The sequence below is a fragment of the Nocardia sp. NPDC055050 genome, assembly GCF_053608345.1.
Genome location: NZ_JBSGVG010000019.1, coordinates 124,292 through 139,287, shown reverse-complemented (window position 1 = coordinate 139,287; position 14,996 = coordinate 124,292). Strand labels below are relative to the sequence as shown.

Here is a 14,996-nt window from a genome sequence, read left to right as displayed (position 1 = left end):
CCGGGAAAGCGCGCCCTGCGCCGGGCCGGGGGTCGCAGCGACCGGCGCTGTGGTGCGCCACGCTGGCCCGATGCCGCTCCCGGCGGCATCGGGCCAGCACCGTACCCTGAACAGGTGAGCATCGAGATCGCCAACGAATCGGGCATGGACGTTCCCGAAGAAGACCTGGTCAGCGTCGCGCGTTTCGTGATCGGCCGGATGGACGTCCATCCTGCCGCCGAACTGTCGATGGTGCTCGTCGATCTCGACACCATGGCCGACCTGCACGTGCGCTGGATGGACCTGCCAGGCCCCACCGACGTGATGTCGTTCCCGATGGACGAACTCGAGCCCGGCGGTCGTCCCGACAGCCCGGAGCCCGGCCCGTCCATGCTCGGTGACATCGTGCTGTGCCCGGAGTTCGCGATGGGGCAGGCGCAGAAGGCAGACCATTCGCTCGATCACGAGCTGGCCCTGCTCACCGTGCACGGCGTGCTCCATCTGCTCGGCTACGACCATGCCGAGCCGGAGGAGGAGAAGGAGATGTTCGCGCTGCAGGCCCAGCTGCTCGAGGAGTGGTACGTGAGCCTGCGCGAGGAGCAGCGCCGCGCCGAGCTGGCCGAGCGTGACGACCGTCTACTCGGCAAGGCAGGTTTCACCGCACCCGGTGAAGGCCCCGCGTGACAGCACTGACCCTGATCCTGCTGGCAATCGTGTTGATCGGTATCGGCGGGGTGTTCGCGGGCGTGGACTCGGCACTGAACACGGTGTCACGGGCCAGGCTCGACGACATGGTCCGCGAGGAGCGCCCCGGCGCCGCGCGACTGCGCAAGATCGTCGACGACCGTCCGCGCTATGTGAATCTCGTTGTCCTGCTGCGTATCCTGTGCGAGATCACTGCCACGGTGCTGCTGGCGGCGGCGACGCTCGACCTGTGGAACGAGAGCACGGCGCTGCTGGTCACCGCCGCGCTGATGGTTGTTGTCTCCTACGTCGTGATCGGCGTCGGTCCGCGTACCCTCGGCCGTCAGCACGCCTACTCGATCGCGTTGGCCGCTGCCGTGCCGCTACAGATCATCGGCGCGGTGCTCAGCCCGGTAAGCCGCCTGCTGATTCTGCTCGGCAACGCGATCACCCCCGGTAAGGGATTTCGCAACGGCCCCTTCGCTTCCGAGATCGAGCTGCGCGAGGTGGTCGACATGGCCCGCGAGCGCGGCGTGGTGGCCGACGATGAACGCCGGATGATCCAGTCGGTCTTCGAGCTCGGCGACACTCCGGCTCGCGCGGTGATGGTGCCGCGCACCGAGATGGTGTGGATCGAGGACGACAAGACCGCCGCCCAGGCGATGTCACTGGCGGTGCGATCGGGCCATTCCCGGATTCCGGTGATCGGCGAGAACGTCGACGACATCCGCGGCGTGGTCTACCTGAAAGACCTTGTGCCCTACGCCGATCGCGCCCGCAAGGTGTCGGTGGGCGATGTCATGCGGCCCGCGAACTTCGTCCCCGATTCCAAGCCGCTCGACGAACTGCTCGACGAGATGCAGCGCCGCCGCAATCACATGGCGCTGCTGGTCGACGAGTACGGCGGTATCGCGGGCCTGGTGACCATCGAGGACGTGCTCGAGGAGATCGTCGGTGAGATCGCCGACGAATACGACACCGACGAAACCCCGCCCGTGGAGGACCTCGGCGACGGGCGCTACCGCGTCTCGTCGCGGCTGTCGGTGGAAGACCTGGGGGAGCTGTACGGCCTCGACATCGAGGACGACGACGTGGACACGGTGGGCGGGCTGCTCGCTCACGAGCTGGGCCGCGTTCCGCTGCCCGGCTCCAAGGTGACCGTCTACGGGCTGGTGCTGCGCGGCGAGGGTGGCGCCGACGCGCGCGGGCGCATGCGAGTCAACACCGTGCTGGTGCGCCGGGCCGCGGACAAGGCCGACAAGGCGGAGAAGAAGACCGACAAGCCCCGCAAGGGCACGACCGACGAGGCAACCGCCGACACCGACACGGTGCGCGTGCCCGACGACAACGGAGAACACCATGAGTGAACTGAACGCAGAGGACAACAAACTGCTGGTACTGGCGCGTGGCGCGCTGGGCCGCACCGGGGGTGCGAGCGGCGCCGCGGTGCGCGATACCGATGGCCGCACCTACGCCGCGGGCGAGGTCGGGCTGACCGCGCTGCGCCTGACCGCGTTGCAGGCCGCCGTGGCCGCCGCGATCTCGAGCGGCGCCGAGGGGTTCGAGGCGGCGGTCGTCGTCGGGGGTGACGCCGAGGACGCGGGCATCGACGCCGTGCGCGAGGTCTCGCCGTCGGCTTCGGTGATCCGCACCGACCGCACCGGTGCCGTGCTGAGCGAGGTGCACGGTGGCTGACTCCGGCAAGGAATTCCGTTCCGGCTTCGTCTGTTTCGTCGGCCGCCCCAACACCGGCAAGTCGACGCTCACCAACGCCCTGGTCGGCACCAAGATCGCGATCACCTCCTCGCGCCCGCAGACCACCCGCCACACCATCCGCGGCATCGTGCACCGTGAGAACGCCCAGCTGATCCTGGTCGACACCCCCGGCCTGCACCGTCCGCGCACCCTGCTCGGCCAGCGTCTCAACGACCTGGTCCGCGACACCTATTCCGAGGTCGACCTGATCGCGTTGTGCATCCCGGCCGACGAGAAGATCGGCCCCGGTGACCGCTGGATCGTCGAGCAGATCAGGATGATGGCGCCCAAGACCAAGATCCTCGGCGTGGTCACCAAGATCGACAAGGTGGGTCGCGACGAGATCGCGCACCAGCTGATGGCGCTGTCGAAGCTGCTCGGCCCCGAAGCCGAGGTCGTTCCGGTCTCGGCCGTGAAGGGCGAACAGGTCGAGGTGCTCGTCGACGTGATCGCCTCGCAGATGCAAGAGGGTCCGGCGTTCTATCCCGACGGGGAGATCACCGACGAGCCGGAGGAAACCCTCATGGCCGAGCTGATCCGCGAGGCCGCTCTGGAAGGCGTGCGCGACGAACTGCCGCACTCGCTGGCCGTGGTGATCGAGGACATCGAGCCGTACGAGGCGAACGAGGACATGCTCGAAGTGCATGCCCTGCTGTACGTCGAACGGCCGAGTCAGAAGGCGATCATCATCGGTAAGAACGGTGCCCGCCTCAAGGAGGTCGGCACCAATGCCCGCAAGCAGATCGAGCACATTCTGGGCACCCGCATCTACCTGAACCTGCACGTGAAGGTCGCCAAGGATTGGCAGCGCGATCCGAAACAGCTGGGGAAGCTGGGCTTTTGACCGTTTGACTGTCGGCGGTTCGGGGTATCGTTCGGCGAACACGCTGGTTCGTTCGGCGTGCGTCGCTGATCGTCCGGGGAGGCCGTGGAAGTGCCCGATGCCAATGATGTCGGCAAGCTGCTGGAGCTGCTGCGGGCGCTCGAGATTCCCGACGCCCGCCCGCGCGTGCTGCGCACATTGGTTCACGGGCGGCGCGCGCTGCCGCGGCCGATCATCGAAGTCGTCGGCGTTGCCGGGCACACCGCGCTGGTCGGCGAAATCTACAGTTGGCTCAGCGAATCCGGGGGCAGGCGGGCGACGCCGCGCGTCAAGATCGACCTGCACGCGCCCGACCTGCCGCGCACGCTGCTCACCCCCGACCTCAACGCGATCGACGCGGGTCCGCACGCCAATGACCAGGAGATCCCCGGCCACTGCCTGCCGATCGTCCAGCAGCTGGTGGCGGGTTTCGCCGCCGACGACACCGCGATGGGCGCGATCAAGTTCCCGCGCTACCGCACCGCCGACTGGCTGACCCGCCAGCGGGTGACTTCCGACGAATCCGAGGCACCCGACGAGCTGCGTCGCAGACTGCCCAAACTGCTGCGTAGCGGTTCACCGACGAGCCGTTCCGACACCGCCGAAGGTGTTGCGGGCGACACGATTTCGCGAGTGGTCTTCGGTGTGCTGGCGCTGTGGCCGGTGCTGCGGTTGTGGCTGTGGGTGTCGGGGCGCATTCCCGGCATGTCGAAGGTGACGCGGTGGTTCTTGCATCAGCGCTACCTGGCGCCTGAATTGTCGGGCAGCTTCCTCGGTTTCGCGTCCCGGCTCACCGCGTCACATCGGGTCGACGAGAACGAGGAGCAGGTTGCCAAGCTCCTCGTGCACGCGTTTCTCGAGGACCTGCGCGACGCTTACCGGCGCCGCATCTGGCGCCCGTCGAGCTGGCGGCGCACCGCGTACCCGGTGGCGTTGCTCGGTGGTCTGGCCGAGGGCAGCGACGGTGCGCGCATCCTCACCTGGATCAACGAAATCCGGAACGAGACCGGCCTTTTCGATCCGCTGGTCGTGGTGGCGCTGCGCGACGAAGGGCCCAGCCGTGAGGTCGGCGAGCTCTCGCACATCAGCGACCTCCGCCCGCTGCGCACCCTGGAAAGTCTCGCCGACGCGCCGACCCCGCAACCGCCCGATCCACTGCAGGAGTGGGTGCGCGAGATCGACAACCGGCGCACCCATCGTCAGGCCGACGCCTGGTTCCTCCCGTTGCGCGCGATCCTGCCGCCCGACACGACCCCGCGCGTCAGCGATGGCCGCTTTCGCGGTCTCGCACTGCCGCCGGCGCCGCCGCTCGCCGCGCGCAGCTGGTTCGTGGGTCTGTGTGTGCTGATCCCGATCGTGCTGGCCGTGGCCGCGACCCTGGTCTACTTCCCACCGCTGCGTGGCGCCGAATGCTCGCACTGGCCGTGGACCGACGGTGTCTCGGTGAGTTTGCGCGACGGTGAATGCGTCGGCTACAGCGACAACCCCCGCCAGACCTTCGCCGATGATCCCGAGCTGTCGGCGATGCAGCGAGAAGTGTTCCGGCTCAATGTCGCCGCGGCCGACGCGCGCGCGAACAACCCGAACAGACCCTTGATCTCGCTGGTGTACTTCGCCGGCCTCAGCTACGTCGACACCAATGTGCGCTACCCGCACGCCCAGGTCGAGGAGCTGGCCGGACTGGCGGTGCAGCAGCGTCGCGCATTGCTGGCCTCCGATGAATCGGAACCGTTGCTGCGCATCATCATCGCCAACGGCGGCTCCGATATGCGCCAGGCCGGGTGGGTGGTCGACAATCCGCTGCGCGAGCTCGTGGCCGACGATCCCAGCGTGCTCGGGGTGGTGGGAATCGATCGCAGCAACGACGAAACCCGCAAGGCCATCACGCGTCTCGGTGAACTCGGGGTGCCCGCGGTGGCCACGACCCTGTCCGCCGATGGTCTGGAGCAGGCATCGCCGCTGTATTTCCAAGCGGCACCGAGCAATACCGTGCAGGCCCGTCTCGTCGCCGACTATGTGCAGGGTGCGCGTGACCTCAACGGCGCATCGCGCTACGACAAGGTGGCGATCTATCACCCCGAGGCCGCCGGTGATCTGTACGTGACCACCCTGGTGGAAGATCTGCAGAAGGAGCTCACCAAACGCGGTGTGGCCCAACAGAGTATGAGCTGGCGCGAACAGCAGCAGCTCTACCGTTTCCCCGCACCGTGCGAGACCGCCGGATTCGACCGTCGCACCCTGCTGTTCTTCGCAGGCCGCAACGACGACTTCCCGACCTTCGCCAAATCGGTGAGTCGCGGCTGCCTCAGCGGCGCGGGCCCGGCGATCCTCGGCAACGACGCGGTGACCAGGCTGATCACCGATCCGAAGGCCACCGCCGCCCTTCCCGCCAACCTCACCGTGCGCTATGTGTCCAAGGCCTCGCCGGTCATGCTCGGCGGCGCCGATTGTGTCGGCGGCATCGGCAAGCTCGGCGACCAGCCGGTGCCGTTCGAACACGAGCAGCTGTGTACCGAACTGGCGGGGTTGATCCGGGACCTCCGTGGCTATCCCGACCTCACCGACTACCGGCCCACCTGGGCGGGTGACCGTACCGGTCTGGCCTTCGACGTGAGCGGCCTGTTCGTTCAAGCGGTGCGCAACAGCCGTGGCGTGCTGGCCGACCTCCCGCCGAACCGAACCGCCATCGCGGTCCAGCTGCGCGAGTCCGACTATCGCGGCGTCACCGGCACTCTCGGTTTCTCGACCAGCCGCGTCGCCGACGGCTCGTCGATCGCGGTGCTGGTCACCACCGCGGTCGGCGGCGCGGGACCACAGCGCTGCCTGATGATGTTTCCCCGGCAGACCGGCCAGGACGGTTGTCCGTCGGGTACCAAGAGCGACCTCGAAGGGTGGACGGAACCGGGCCGATAGGAACGGTCACCACCACTGCGCGGGGCGGTGACGCTCCCAGTGCAGTTCCGATTCCAGCTGGGCCGCAAGCGAGATCAGCAGTGGTTCGCTGTCGGCGGTGCCCATCAGTTGCGCACCGATCGGCAGTCCGGCGTCGGTGAAGCCGGCGGGCACGTTCACGCTCGGCCAGCCGAGCACGTTCCACGGCCAGGTGTACGGGCATGCGGCGGTGATCAGATTGTTCGTCGCACCGAAGCCGATGCCATCGATCTCCTCCACCTGCGGGGGAGGGGTCGCGGTGGTCGGCGCCAGCACCAGGTCGTAGTCGTCGAAGAACGAGCCGATGCGCTTGTGCAGCAGGGGTTCCGCGAGACGCGCGGCGGTGAGTGCGGGTCCGCTGAGCACGCGTCCGATGCGCGCATTGGTGGTGGTCCTCGGGTCGACGACCGCGCCCGGCATATCCCGGTGCACCCGGCTGATCCCCGCCAGTGATCGTGGCAGGAAGGACGCGCCGATCATCAACCCGTAGTGCAGGTCTGTCACGGTGACGGTATGGCCGAGCGTGCGCAGGGTGGCGGCCAGCGCGTGCACGGCGGCCGCGATCTGTGGATCGAGCGCGGTGGTGGTCGCGGTGTACGGAATGCTCAGGGAGAGCGCGATTCTGAGCTTGCCGGGATCGCGCCCGACGGCCGCGCTCGCCTCGATGGGCGCGGGCTTGTGCCGGTCGCCCTCGTGCGGTCCGGCGGCGATGTCGAGCAGCAGCGCCGCGTCCCGCACAGTGCGCGCGAGCGGTCCGTTGACGGTGAGCCCGTTGAACGCCTCCGCCAGCGGCCAGGTGGAGATGCGCCCTCGCTGCGGCTTGATCCCGATCAGGTTGGTCCACGAGGCCGGGATACGCACCGACCCCGCGCCGTCGGAACCCAGCGCGGCGGGGACCAATCCGGCCGCGACCGCCGCCGCGGACCCGCCCGATGACCCACCCGGCGTGCGCGTGCGATCCCACGGATTGCGGGTGTGGCCGAACGCGTCACCGCTGGTGAACGGCAGCTGTCCCAGCTCGCAGGTATTGGCCTTGCCAACGATCACCGCACCCGCCGCGCGCAACCGGCGCACCGATTCGGCGTCCGCGGATTTCGGCGTGAACTCCCCACCACACCCGAAGGCGGTGACTTCGCCGCTGATGTCGGTGTCGTCCTTGACCGCGATCGGCACACCCAGCAGCGGCAGCCGCACACCCGCCGCCAACCTAGCGTCCGCCTCTGCCGCCTCCCGCAGCGCGGCGTCGCGACGGACGACCCGGAACGCGTTGAGCGACGGCTGCGACGCCTCGATCCGGTCGAGCGCGTCGGCGACGGCGACGACCGAGGAAATACTGCCGTCGGCCACGGCCGAGGACAGCTCGGTGAGGCCGAGATCGGCCGAGGAATTCGGCGCGATGTGGTCGGGCGCGGACATGTGAGCTCCGTCTCTGCAGGTGCGTGGCTCGACCGTAACGCGAACCTGGTCACCCGTCCACATCCCCTAGGGTGGGTATAGACATACATACGGGATGTATGTAACAGTGGACGTGCCCAGCATTCGACCAGGGGAGGACCCCATGGGAATCAGCTCAGCACTCGGCCCGGCACGCGAGATCGCCCTGTCATCCGGCCGCATCCGCTACCACGACACCGGCTCCGGATCGCCGGTCGTCTTCGTCCACGGACTACTCGTCAACGCCGATATCTGGCGCGGGGTCGTGCCCGGTCTGGCCGCCGCAGGCCACCGCTGCCTCACGCCCGACTGGCCGCTCGGATCCCACACCATCCCGATGCCCGACGCCGATCTCGGTCCCACCGGCATCGCGGACCTGATCGCCGAGTTCCTCGACGCGCTCGACCTCACCGATGTCACGATCGTCGCCAACGACACCGGTGGTGCGCTCACCCAGATCCTGATGACCCGCCGACCGGAACGGATCGGCCGCGTCATCCTGGCCGCCGTCGACTGCTACGAAGTGTTCCCGCCGCAGCCTTTCGCGGGCTTGCTGAAGGTGGCGAAGATTCCCGGCGTGATCCGGCCGCTGCTGGCGCCGATGCGCTTCGGGTTCATGCAACGCCTGCCACTCGGATTCGGGCTGGTCACCAAACATGCCCTGCCGCAAGAGATCGCGCAGTCCTATTTGGGGTCTGCCCGGCGCAACGCCGCCATCCGCGATGATCTGCGCCGCTTCGCCGCCGGTGTCGACAATCGATGCACCGTGGCCGCCGCCGAACGCTTCGGCACGGTCGATGTGCCGGTGCTGGTGGTCTGGTCGACCGAGGACAAACTGTTCCCGATGGCGCTGGCCGAACGGCTGGTCGCCGATCTCCCGCGGGCGAGCCTGCGCACCCTCGACAATTCCTACACTTTCATCCCCGAGGACCGGCCGGAGTTGCTCACCGAACTGATCGTGGAGTTCACTCGGCTGCATGCAGCGCCGTAGTCAGGAGGATCGCTCCCGGGTCACCCGAGCCGCGCTCGAGCAGGCAGGCCGTCGCCTGTTCGCCGAGCGCGGCTTCGCCGGTACGTCGGCCGAGCAGTTGGTGGCCGCCGCCGGTGTCACCCGCGGCGCCCTGCACCACCACTACGGCGACAAGCGCGGACTGTTCCTCGCGGTCCTCGAACAGGTCGAGACCGAGGCCACCGAGGAGATCGCGAGCGCTGTCGCCGCTGTCGACCGCGCCGACATCATCGGTGGCATGACCGCGGGGCTGGCGCGTTTTCTCGACATCTGTGCCCGCCCGGAAATGCTGCGCATCGTGTTGATGGACGCCCCGACCGTCCTCGGCTGGCCCGCTTTCCGCGAATTCGAAGCCCGCCACGGACTCGGCCTCATCACCGACGAACTGCAACGCGCCACCGACGCAGGCCTGATCCCGGTCGCCCCCGTTCCGGTACTCGCGCAACTACTGCTCAGCGCCATCACCGAAGCCTCGCTCATCGTCGCCCACGCCGATGACCCCGACCGTGCTCGCATCGAAACCCAGCAATCGCTGCTGCTCCTCATCGCCGGTCTGCTCCAGTCCTGATCCGTGTCCGTGACCGCGGTGTCGGGCGCACATGGAAGACTGGGCGCGTGCGGTTGTATCGGGATGAGGCGGTAGTGGTTCGCCAGCACAAGCTGGGCGAGGCCGATCGCATCGTCACGCTCCTGACCAGGCAACACGGGCTCGTCCGGGCGGTGGCGAAGGGGGTGCGGCGCACCAAATCGAAGTTCGGGGCGCGGCTCGAGCCGTTCTCCTACATCGATGTGCAGTTGCACCCCGGGCGCACGCTCGACATCGTCACCCAGGTCATCACCGTGGAGGCGTTCGCCGCCGACATCATCGACGACTACGGCCGCTACACCACCGCGTGCGCGATCCTCGAAACCGCCGAGCGTCTCGCGGGTGAAGAACGCGCACCCGCCCCGAAACTGCACGTACTCACCGCGGGTGCCCTGCGCGCGATCGCCGCCAAACAGCGACCCCACGAACTGATCCTGGACGCGTACCTGTTGCGCGCCATGGGTTTCGCCGGGTGGGCGCCCGCGCTCGACGAATGCGCCCGCTGCGCGACCCCCGGCCCGCACCGCGCCTTCCATGTGGCAGCGGGCGGCGCGGTCTGTGTGCACTGTCGTCCGCCGGGCGCGAGCACGCCCATCACCGGGGTGCTCGATCTGCTCGTCGCCCTGTTGAAGGGGGAGTGGGCCTACATCGACAGCGTTCCCGACAACGTCCGCCGCCAGGCCAGCGGTCTCGTCGCCGCCCACCTGCAGTGGCATCTGGAGCGCCAGTTGCGCACGTTGCCGCTGATCGAGCGATCCCGCATCGAACCCGCGGATCGGCCCGACGCCGCAGTCGTGGGCCGGGTCGGCTGAGCAAACGGCGCGAAGCCGGAGCCCGTGCAGCCCGTACCCGGCGATCAGGCAGGATGGACGCCGTGATCCTGCGTCGTGACTCCTCTCCCGCGAGCAAGGACGGCACCCGCACCGTGCGGCCGCCGTCCCAGCATCCCTCCGGCGCGCGTCCGCCCGCGATCCCGCCCGAGCTCGTTCCCAACCACGTCGCGCTGGTGATGGACGGCAACGGCCGCTGGGCCCAGGAGCGTGGCCTGCCGCGCACCGCCGGACACGAACGCGGCGAGGCCGTGCTGATGGACTCCGTCGAAGGGTGCATCGAGATCGGCGTGAAGTGGCTCTCGGCCTACGCCTTCTCCACCGAGAACTGGCGACGCAGCCCCGACGAGGTGCGTTTTTTGATGGGCTTCAACCGCGACGTGATCCGCCGCCGCCGCGACGAGATGCACGAGATGGGTGTGCGGGTGCGCTGGGCCGGGCGCCGGCCCCGCCTGTGGCGCAGCGTGATCAAGGAACTCGAGGTGGCCGAAGAGCTCACCAAGGACAACGACGTGATGACGCTGACCATGTGCGTCAACTACGGTGGTCGTGCCGAAATCGCTGACGCCGCAAGGGAAATCGCGCGCCGGGTGGCTGCGGGCGAGATCGACCCGGAGAAGGTCGACGAGGCCACCGTCGCGAAGTACCTCGACGAACCCGATATGCCCGATGTCGATCTGTTCCTTCGCCCCTCCGGCGAGTTCCGCAGCTCGAACTTCCTGATCTGGCAGGCGGCCTACGCCGAATTCGTGTACCAGGACACGCTTTTCCCCGACTTCGACCGGCGTAACCTGTGGGACGCGTGCCTGGAATACGCCAAGCGCGATCGCCGCTTCGGTGGCGCCAAATGAGTGACGACGGAGCCGAGATGGATACCACGGTCTCACCCGAAATCGACCTGCAGGCGCGCACCGGCGCGTGCCTGCAGATGCAGGACGTCGATGTCCGGGTGGACGCGGACGGGTCGCTGGGCTTCGAATACGACGGCGCCCTGTGCTCGATCCGCGCCGTCACCCTCGCGCCCGGCCTCACCGTGCTGTCGCTGACCAGCGTGCTGGCCTGGGATCGTCCGCTCAAGGCGGCCCTGCACAAGCGCGTCGCCGAACGCAACAACGAGATCCAGTTCGGGTCGGTCACGCTGATCGCCCGTGGCCAGCTGGGCGACGTCATTCTGCGCTACACCTTCCCCGCCGAAGGCCTGGACGACGGGGCACTCACCACCATGCTGCTGCTCGCGCTGTCCGGTGCGAGCCGAGCCCGGCAGGGGTTGCTCGCGCCGTAACCTATGACACCTGTCATGGGCGAATGGTGACAGTCGGCTCAGGTTTCGCGGCCTCGTCCGCGCGAATCTTGAACCATGCCTTCACCACGAACAACCAGCGCGGCCATCGAGCTGCGCGACCTGCGCAAATCCTTTCCCGGAACCACGGGTCCGGTCCGCGCCGTCGACGGTCTCGACCTGACTGTGGCGCCGGGCGAGATCGTCGCCTTCCTCGGCCCCAACGGCGCGGGTAAGTCGACCACGATCGACCTGCTCCTCGGCCTGACCGCTCCCGATTCGGGCACGGTCGCGGTCTTCGGCCAAGCGCCGGAGGATGCCGTGCGGGCCGGGCGGGTGGCCGCGGTGCTGCAGTCGGGTGGGCTGCTGCCCGACCTCACCGTCGGCGAAACCGTTCGCTTGGTCGCCGCCCTGCACGCCCGGCCGCGGCCGGCGCCGGAAGTCCTCGAGCGGGCGGGCATCGCCGATATCGCCGACCGCCTCGTCGGAAAGTGCTCGGGTGGCCAGCAGCAGCGGCTGCGGTTCGCGCTGGCACTGCTGCCCGACCCGGACCTGATCGTGCTGGACGAACCCACCACCGGTATGGACGTGTCGGGCAGGCGCGATTTCTGGGCGGCCATGCGCGAGGACGCCGGGAGCGGCCGCACCGTGCTGTTCGCCACCCACTATCTCGACGAAGCCGATGCCTACGCCGACCGGATCGTGCTGGTGCGTGCCGGTCGCATCGTCGCCGACGGCAGCGCCGCCCAGATCAAGAACCTGACCGTCGGCCGGACCGTGGCGGCCACCCTGCCCGGTGCCGACCCGGCCCACCTGTCCGCGCTGCCCGGTGTCGAGCAGGTGGAGCTGCGCGGTGATCGAATCCTGGTGCAGGCCAGAGACTCCGATGACATCGCCCGTTTCCTGCTCACCCACACCGCGGCCCACGACATCGAAATCACCACCCACAACCTGGAATCGGCGTTCCTCGCGCTGACCTCCGCACCCGAAGGCGAGCGCTGACATGATCGAGACAACCCGCACCGCGACGAAACCGATGCGCACACCTCGCCTCGGCGGCTTCAGCCCGGCTTTTCTCTCGCTCGAACTTCGCCGCATGCTCCGCAACCGGCGCACCCTGATCTTCACCCTGATCATGCCGCCGGTGTTCTTCGTGATCTTCGGTCTCCAGGGTGGAAACCGGGACGAGTCCTTCGGTTCGGGCAACGTCACCGGCTACATCATGGTGTCGATGGCGCTCTACGGCGCCCTGCTCGCGACTACCAGCGGCGGCGCGATGGTGGCGGTCGAACGTGCCCACGGCTGGACCCGCCAGCTGCGGCTGACACCGCTGCGGCCGGTGGCCTACGTGGCGACGAAGATCGCGGTCGCGATGTCGCTGGGGCTGGTGGCGGTGACGACGGTGTTCGTCGTCGGCGCGTTCTGCGGTGCGAGCCTGACGCCGGTGGCCTGGGTGGCCTGCTTCCTGCTCGCCTGGGTGTGCTCGCTGGTGTTCGCGGCCTTCGGTCTGCTCATGGGCTACCTGTTGCCCTCCGAGAACGTCATGCAACTGCTCGGCCCCGGACTGGCGATGCTGTCGTTCGCGGGCGGGCTGTTCTTCCCGATCCACGGGTGGTTCGCCGCCGTGTCGAAGGTGCTGCCGACCTACGGGGTCGCCACCCTGGTGCGTACCCCGTTCGGTGACACCGGTGCGGGCACCATCGCGCTGGCCGTGGTGAATGTCGTCGCGTGGACCGCGGTGTTCGTGGTGGGCGCGGCCGCGCTGTTCCGCCGGGACACCGCTCGTTGAACGAACGATCACCCGGGCCGATTCGTGGGTACCGTCGGTACTCGCCGGGTCGGCCCGCGTGGCTGCGCAAGTGCTGTGAGAAGGGATTGCTCGTGAGTTCGGGTGACTTCGTCGACCGGGTGTTCGGCACCGGGGCGACCGATACCAGCGGCATGCGCCGCGGGTGGTTCGGTGCCGCGCTCGCGGCGGGATGGTTGCTGTACCTGGTACCGCAGATCTACGACAGCTGGGTCGAGCACGGCACGGTGCGGTCGGTCGGTGCGACGGCAGCCGTGCTGGCGTTCGGCGGGCTGATCGTGACGGCGTTCGTCGTCTTCCGCCGACTCGACTGGGACGAGCAGGACGATCCGCGGTCTGTCGATCCGCGGATCTGGCCGCTGCTCGCAGCTATGGCCGCGTTGTCGGTGGTGATGATGGCGCTGCTCGGCGCGGCCGCGCTCCCGACCGTGCTCTACATCGCCGCGGTCGCGATCTTCTCGCTGCCCACCCGGCTCTCGTTGGTCGTGGTGGTGGCGGTATCGGCGACGATGGTGGCGATGCCCGTGTTCGCGCCGGGTCGGTGGCTCGGTGGCACGGCGCTGGTGCTCGCGGTGATTCCACCGGTGATCTGGCTCGCCAGAGAGATCGGCTTGCGCGGCAGGCGACTACAGGCGATCACCCGCCGTCAGCGCGCCGACCTGGCGATCGAGGCCGAGCGCAATCGGGTCGCCCGCGATGTGCACGACATCCTCGGCCATTCCCTCACGGTGATCACCATCAAAACCGAACTCGCGCAACGTCTCATCGATGTCGACGTGGCGCGCGCCAAGACCGAGCTCGCCGATGTGGAACGCTTGGCCCGCGAGGCGCTCGCCGGGGTGCGCGACACCGTGGGTGGTCTGCGTGAGGTGAGCTTGCGCCGAGAACTCGCCACCGCGCACACCGCGCTGACCGCAGCCGAGATCGTTGCTGTACTGCCCGATTCGACGATGGTGGACACTCGGCACAGTGAACTGTTCGGCTGGGTACTGCGCGAGGCGGTGACCAACGTCGTGCGCCACAGTGCGGCCCAGCACTGCACCGTGGTCGTTACCGAGAACAGCATCGAGATCACCGACGACGGCCGTGGCTGCGACGTCACCGCACCGTCCGGTTCGGGTTTGCGTGGGCTGGCCGAGCGGCTGCGCGCGGCCGGTGGCACGCTGACCATGTCGACGCCATCGGGCGGCGGCGTCGGCCTGCTGGCGACGGTGCCCGCGGAAGGGAGTGTCCGATGATCCGGCTGCTGCTCGCCGACGACCAGGCACTGGTGCGCGGCGCGCTCGCCGCCCTGCTCGGTCTGGAATCCGACCTCGAGGTGGTCGCCGAAGTCGGCCGCGGCGACGAAGTCCTGGCCGCGGTGAACCGCACCAGCCCCGACGTGGCACTGCTCGACATCGACATGCCCGGCCTGGACGGCATCGAGGTCGCCGCCCGCGTGCACGCCGAACACCCGCGCGTGCGAATCCTCATGGTCACCACGTTCGGGCGCCCCGGCTACCTACGCCGCGCCATCGATGCGGGCGCGAGCGGGTTCGTCGTGAAGGACACTCCCGCACGGGAGTTGGCCGACGCGGTCCGCCGGGTACATCTGGGACTACGCGTCGTCGACCCGGCGCTGGCGACCGAGACCCTCACTGCCGGAACGTCTCCGCTCACGGCCAGGGAACGTCAAGTGCTCGCCGCGGCCGCCGACGGTTCGGCGGCCGGGGCCATCGCCGAGCGCTTACACCTCTCGGAAGGGACTGTGCGCAACCATCTTTCGGCCGCCATCGGCAAGACCGGCACCCGCAACCGCGCGGAGGCGATTCTGGCGGCGCAGCGTCAGGGCTGGTTGTAG

General features: G+C 68.7%; 15 protein-coding genes. 14 read left to right on the top strand and 1 reads right to left on the bottom strand.

Features of this window, described 5'->3' with window-relative positions; translation table 11 throughout:
• Positions 1 to 114: 114 nt before the first annotated feature.
• From ybeY to ACWGCN_RS20945, 5 genes are all read left to right on the top strand, one after another.
• Entirely contained in the window at positions 115 to 663 is a 549-nt protein-coding gene (gene ybeY, locus ACWGCN_RS20965) for an rRNA maturation RNase YbeY (RefSeq protein ID WP_364410399.1), read from the top strand.
• A complete protein-coding gene (locus ACWGCN_RS20960; RefSeq protein WP_378993862.1) occupies positions 660 to 2,030 on the top strand; it encodes a hemolysin family protein in 1,371 nt (456 codons plus the stop codon). Before ybeY ends, ACWGCN_RS20960 begins: the two co-directional genes overlap by 4 nt.
• Positions 2,023 to 2,358: a cytidine/deoxycytidylate deaminase family protein gene (locus ACWGCN_RS20955; protein ID WP_378993864.1), complete on the top strand. Its 336-nt coding sequence runs from the start codon at positions 2,023 to 2,025 to the stop codon at positions 2,356 to 2,358. Before ACWGCN_RS20960 ends, ACWGCN_RS20955 begins: the two co-directional genes overlap by 8 nt.
• Positions 2,351 to 3,262 carry a GTPase Era gene (gene era, locus ACWGCN_RS20950; RefSeq protein ID WP_358112172.1) on the top strand — a complete coding sequence of 304 codons (912 nt, stop codon included), beginning with the start codon at positions 2,351 to 2,353 and terminating at the stop codon, positions 3,260 to 3,262. The genes ACWGCN_RS20955 and era overlap by 8 nt, the downstream gene beginning before the upstream one ends.
• A 90-nt stretch (positions 3,263 to 3,352) precedes the next feature.
• A complete protein-coding gene (locus ACWGCN_RS20945) occupies positions 3,353 to 6,193 on the top strand; it encodes an ABC transporter substrate-binding protein (protein WP_452529077.1) in 2,841 nt (946 codons plus the stop codon).
• Positions 6,194 to 6,199: 6 nt separating this feature from the next.
• Here ACWGCN_RS20945 and ACWGCN_RS20940 read toward each other — a convergent pair whose 3' ends face one another.
• Entirely contained in the window at positions 6,200 to 7,627 is a 1,428-nt protein-coding gene (locus tag ACWGCN_RS20940; protein ID WP_379315302.1) for an amidase, read from the bottom strand.
• A gap of 142 nt (positions 7,628 to 7,769) precedes the next feature.
• On the opposite strand from ACWGCN_RS20940, the gene ACWGCN_RS20935 reads away from it, so the two are divergent.
• From ACWGCN_RS20935 to ACWGCN_RS20895, 9 genes are all read left to right on the top strand, one after another.
• Entirely contained in the window at positions 7,770 to 8,636 is an 867-nt protein-coding gene (locus tag ACWGCN_RS20935; RefSeq protein WP_452458239.1) for an alpha/beta fold hydrolase, read from the top strand.
• Positions 8,623 to 9,222 (top strand): TetR/AcrR family transcriptional regulator, encoded by a 600-nt coding sequence (locus tag ACWGCN_RS20930; RefSeq protein ID WP_378993872.1) that lies wholly within the window; start codon positions 8,623 to 8,625, stop codon positions 9,220 to 9,222. The genes ACWGCN_RS20935 and ACWGCN_RS20930 overlap by 14 nt, the downstream gene beginning before the upstream one ends.
• Before the next feature lie 47 nt (positions 9,223 to 9,269).
• Entirely contained in the window at positions 9,270 to 10,052 is a 783-nt protein-coding gene (gene recO / locus ACWGCN_RS20925; RefSeq protein ID WP_101463905.1) for a DNA repair protein RecO, read from the top strand.
• A 53-nt stretch (positions 10,053 to 10,105) separates the two neighbouring features.
• The gene (locus ACWGCN_RS20920; RefSeq protein WP_378637531.1) at positions 10,106 to 10,921 is read left to right on the top strand and encodes an isoprenyl transferase; all 816 of its coding nucleotides are present in this window, start codon (positions 10,106 to 10,108) and stop codon (positions 10,919 to 10,921) included.
• Between the two features lie 77 nt (positions 10,922 to 10,998).
• Complete coding sequence (locus ACWGCN_RS20915) at positions 10,999 to 11,352, top strand: YbjN domain-containing protein (protein WP_243655106.1); 354 nt, start codon at positions 10,999 to 11,001, stop codon at positions 11,350 to 11,352.
• 75 nt (positions 11,353 to 11,427) lie between these two features.
• Entirely contained in the window at positions 11,428 to 12,351 is a 924-nt protein-coding gene (locus tag ACWGCN_RS20910) for an ABC transporter ATP-binding protein (RefSeq protein WP_452458240.1), read from the top strand.
• A 1-nt stretch (position 12,352) separates the two neighbouring features.
• Positions 12,353 to 13,138: an ABC transporter permease gene (locus ACWGCN_RS20905; RefSeq protein ID WP_379313805.1), complete on the top strand. Its 786-nt coding sequence runs from the start codon at positions 12,353 to 12,355 to the stop codon at positions 13,136 to 13,138.
• 92 nt (positions 13,139 to 13,230) lie between these two features.
• A complete protein-coding gene (locus tag ACWGCN_RS20900; protein ID WP_452458241.1) occupies positions 13,231 to 14,394 on the top strand; it encodes a sensor histidine kinase in 1,164 nt (387 codons plus the stop codon).
• Complete coding sequence (locus ACWGCN_RS20895; protein WP_452458242.1) at positions 14,391 to 14,996, top strand: response regulator; 606 nt, start codon at positions 14,391 to 14,393, stop codon at positions 14,994 to 14,996. Before ACWGCN_RS20900 ends, ACWGCN_RS20895 begins: the two co-directional genes overlap by 4 nt.

Excerpts from the sequence above, each read along its gene's own strand:
- ACWGCN_RS20955 (WP_378993864.1), top strand. The coding sequence starts at position 2,023 with ATGAGTGAACTGAACGCAGAGGACAACAAACTGCTGGTACTGGCGCGT.
- ACWGCN_RS20940 (WP_379315302.1), bottom strand. The coding sequence starts at position 7,627 with ATGTCCGCGCCCGACCACATCGCGCCGAATTCCTCGGCCGATCTCGGC.
- ACWGCN_RS20935 (WP_452458239.1), top strand. The coding sequence starts at position 7,770 with ATGGGAATCAGCTCAGCACTCGGCCCGGCACGCGAGATCGCCCTGTCA.
- ACWGCN_RS20930 (WP_378993872.1), top strand. The coding sequence starts at position 8,623 with ATGCAGCGCCGTAGTCAGGAGGATCGCTCCCGGGTCACCCGAGCCGCG.
- ACWGCN_RS20920 (WP_378637531.1), top strand. The coding sequence starts at position 10,106 with ATGGACGCCGTGATCCTGCGTCGTGACTCCTCTCCCGCGAGCAAGGAC.
- ACWGCN_RS20915 (WP_243655106.1), top strand. The coding sequence starts at position 10,999 with ATGCAGGACGTCGATGTCCGGGTGGACGCGGACGGGTCGCTGGGCTTC.
- ACWGCN_RS20910 (WP_452458240.1), top strand. The coding sequence starts at position 11,428 with ATGCCTTCACCACGAACAACCAGCGCGGCCATCGAGCTGCGCGACCTG.
- ACWGCN_RS20905 (WP_379313805.1), top strand. The coding sequence starts at position 12,353 with ATGATCGAGACAACCCGCACCGCGACGAAACCGATGCGCACACCTCGC.
- ACWGCN_RS20895 (WP_452458242.1), top strand. The coding sequence starts at position 14,391 with ATGATCCGGCTGCTGCTCGCCGACGACCAGGCACTGGTGCGCGGCGCG.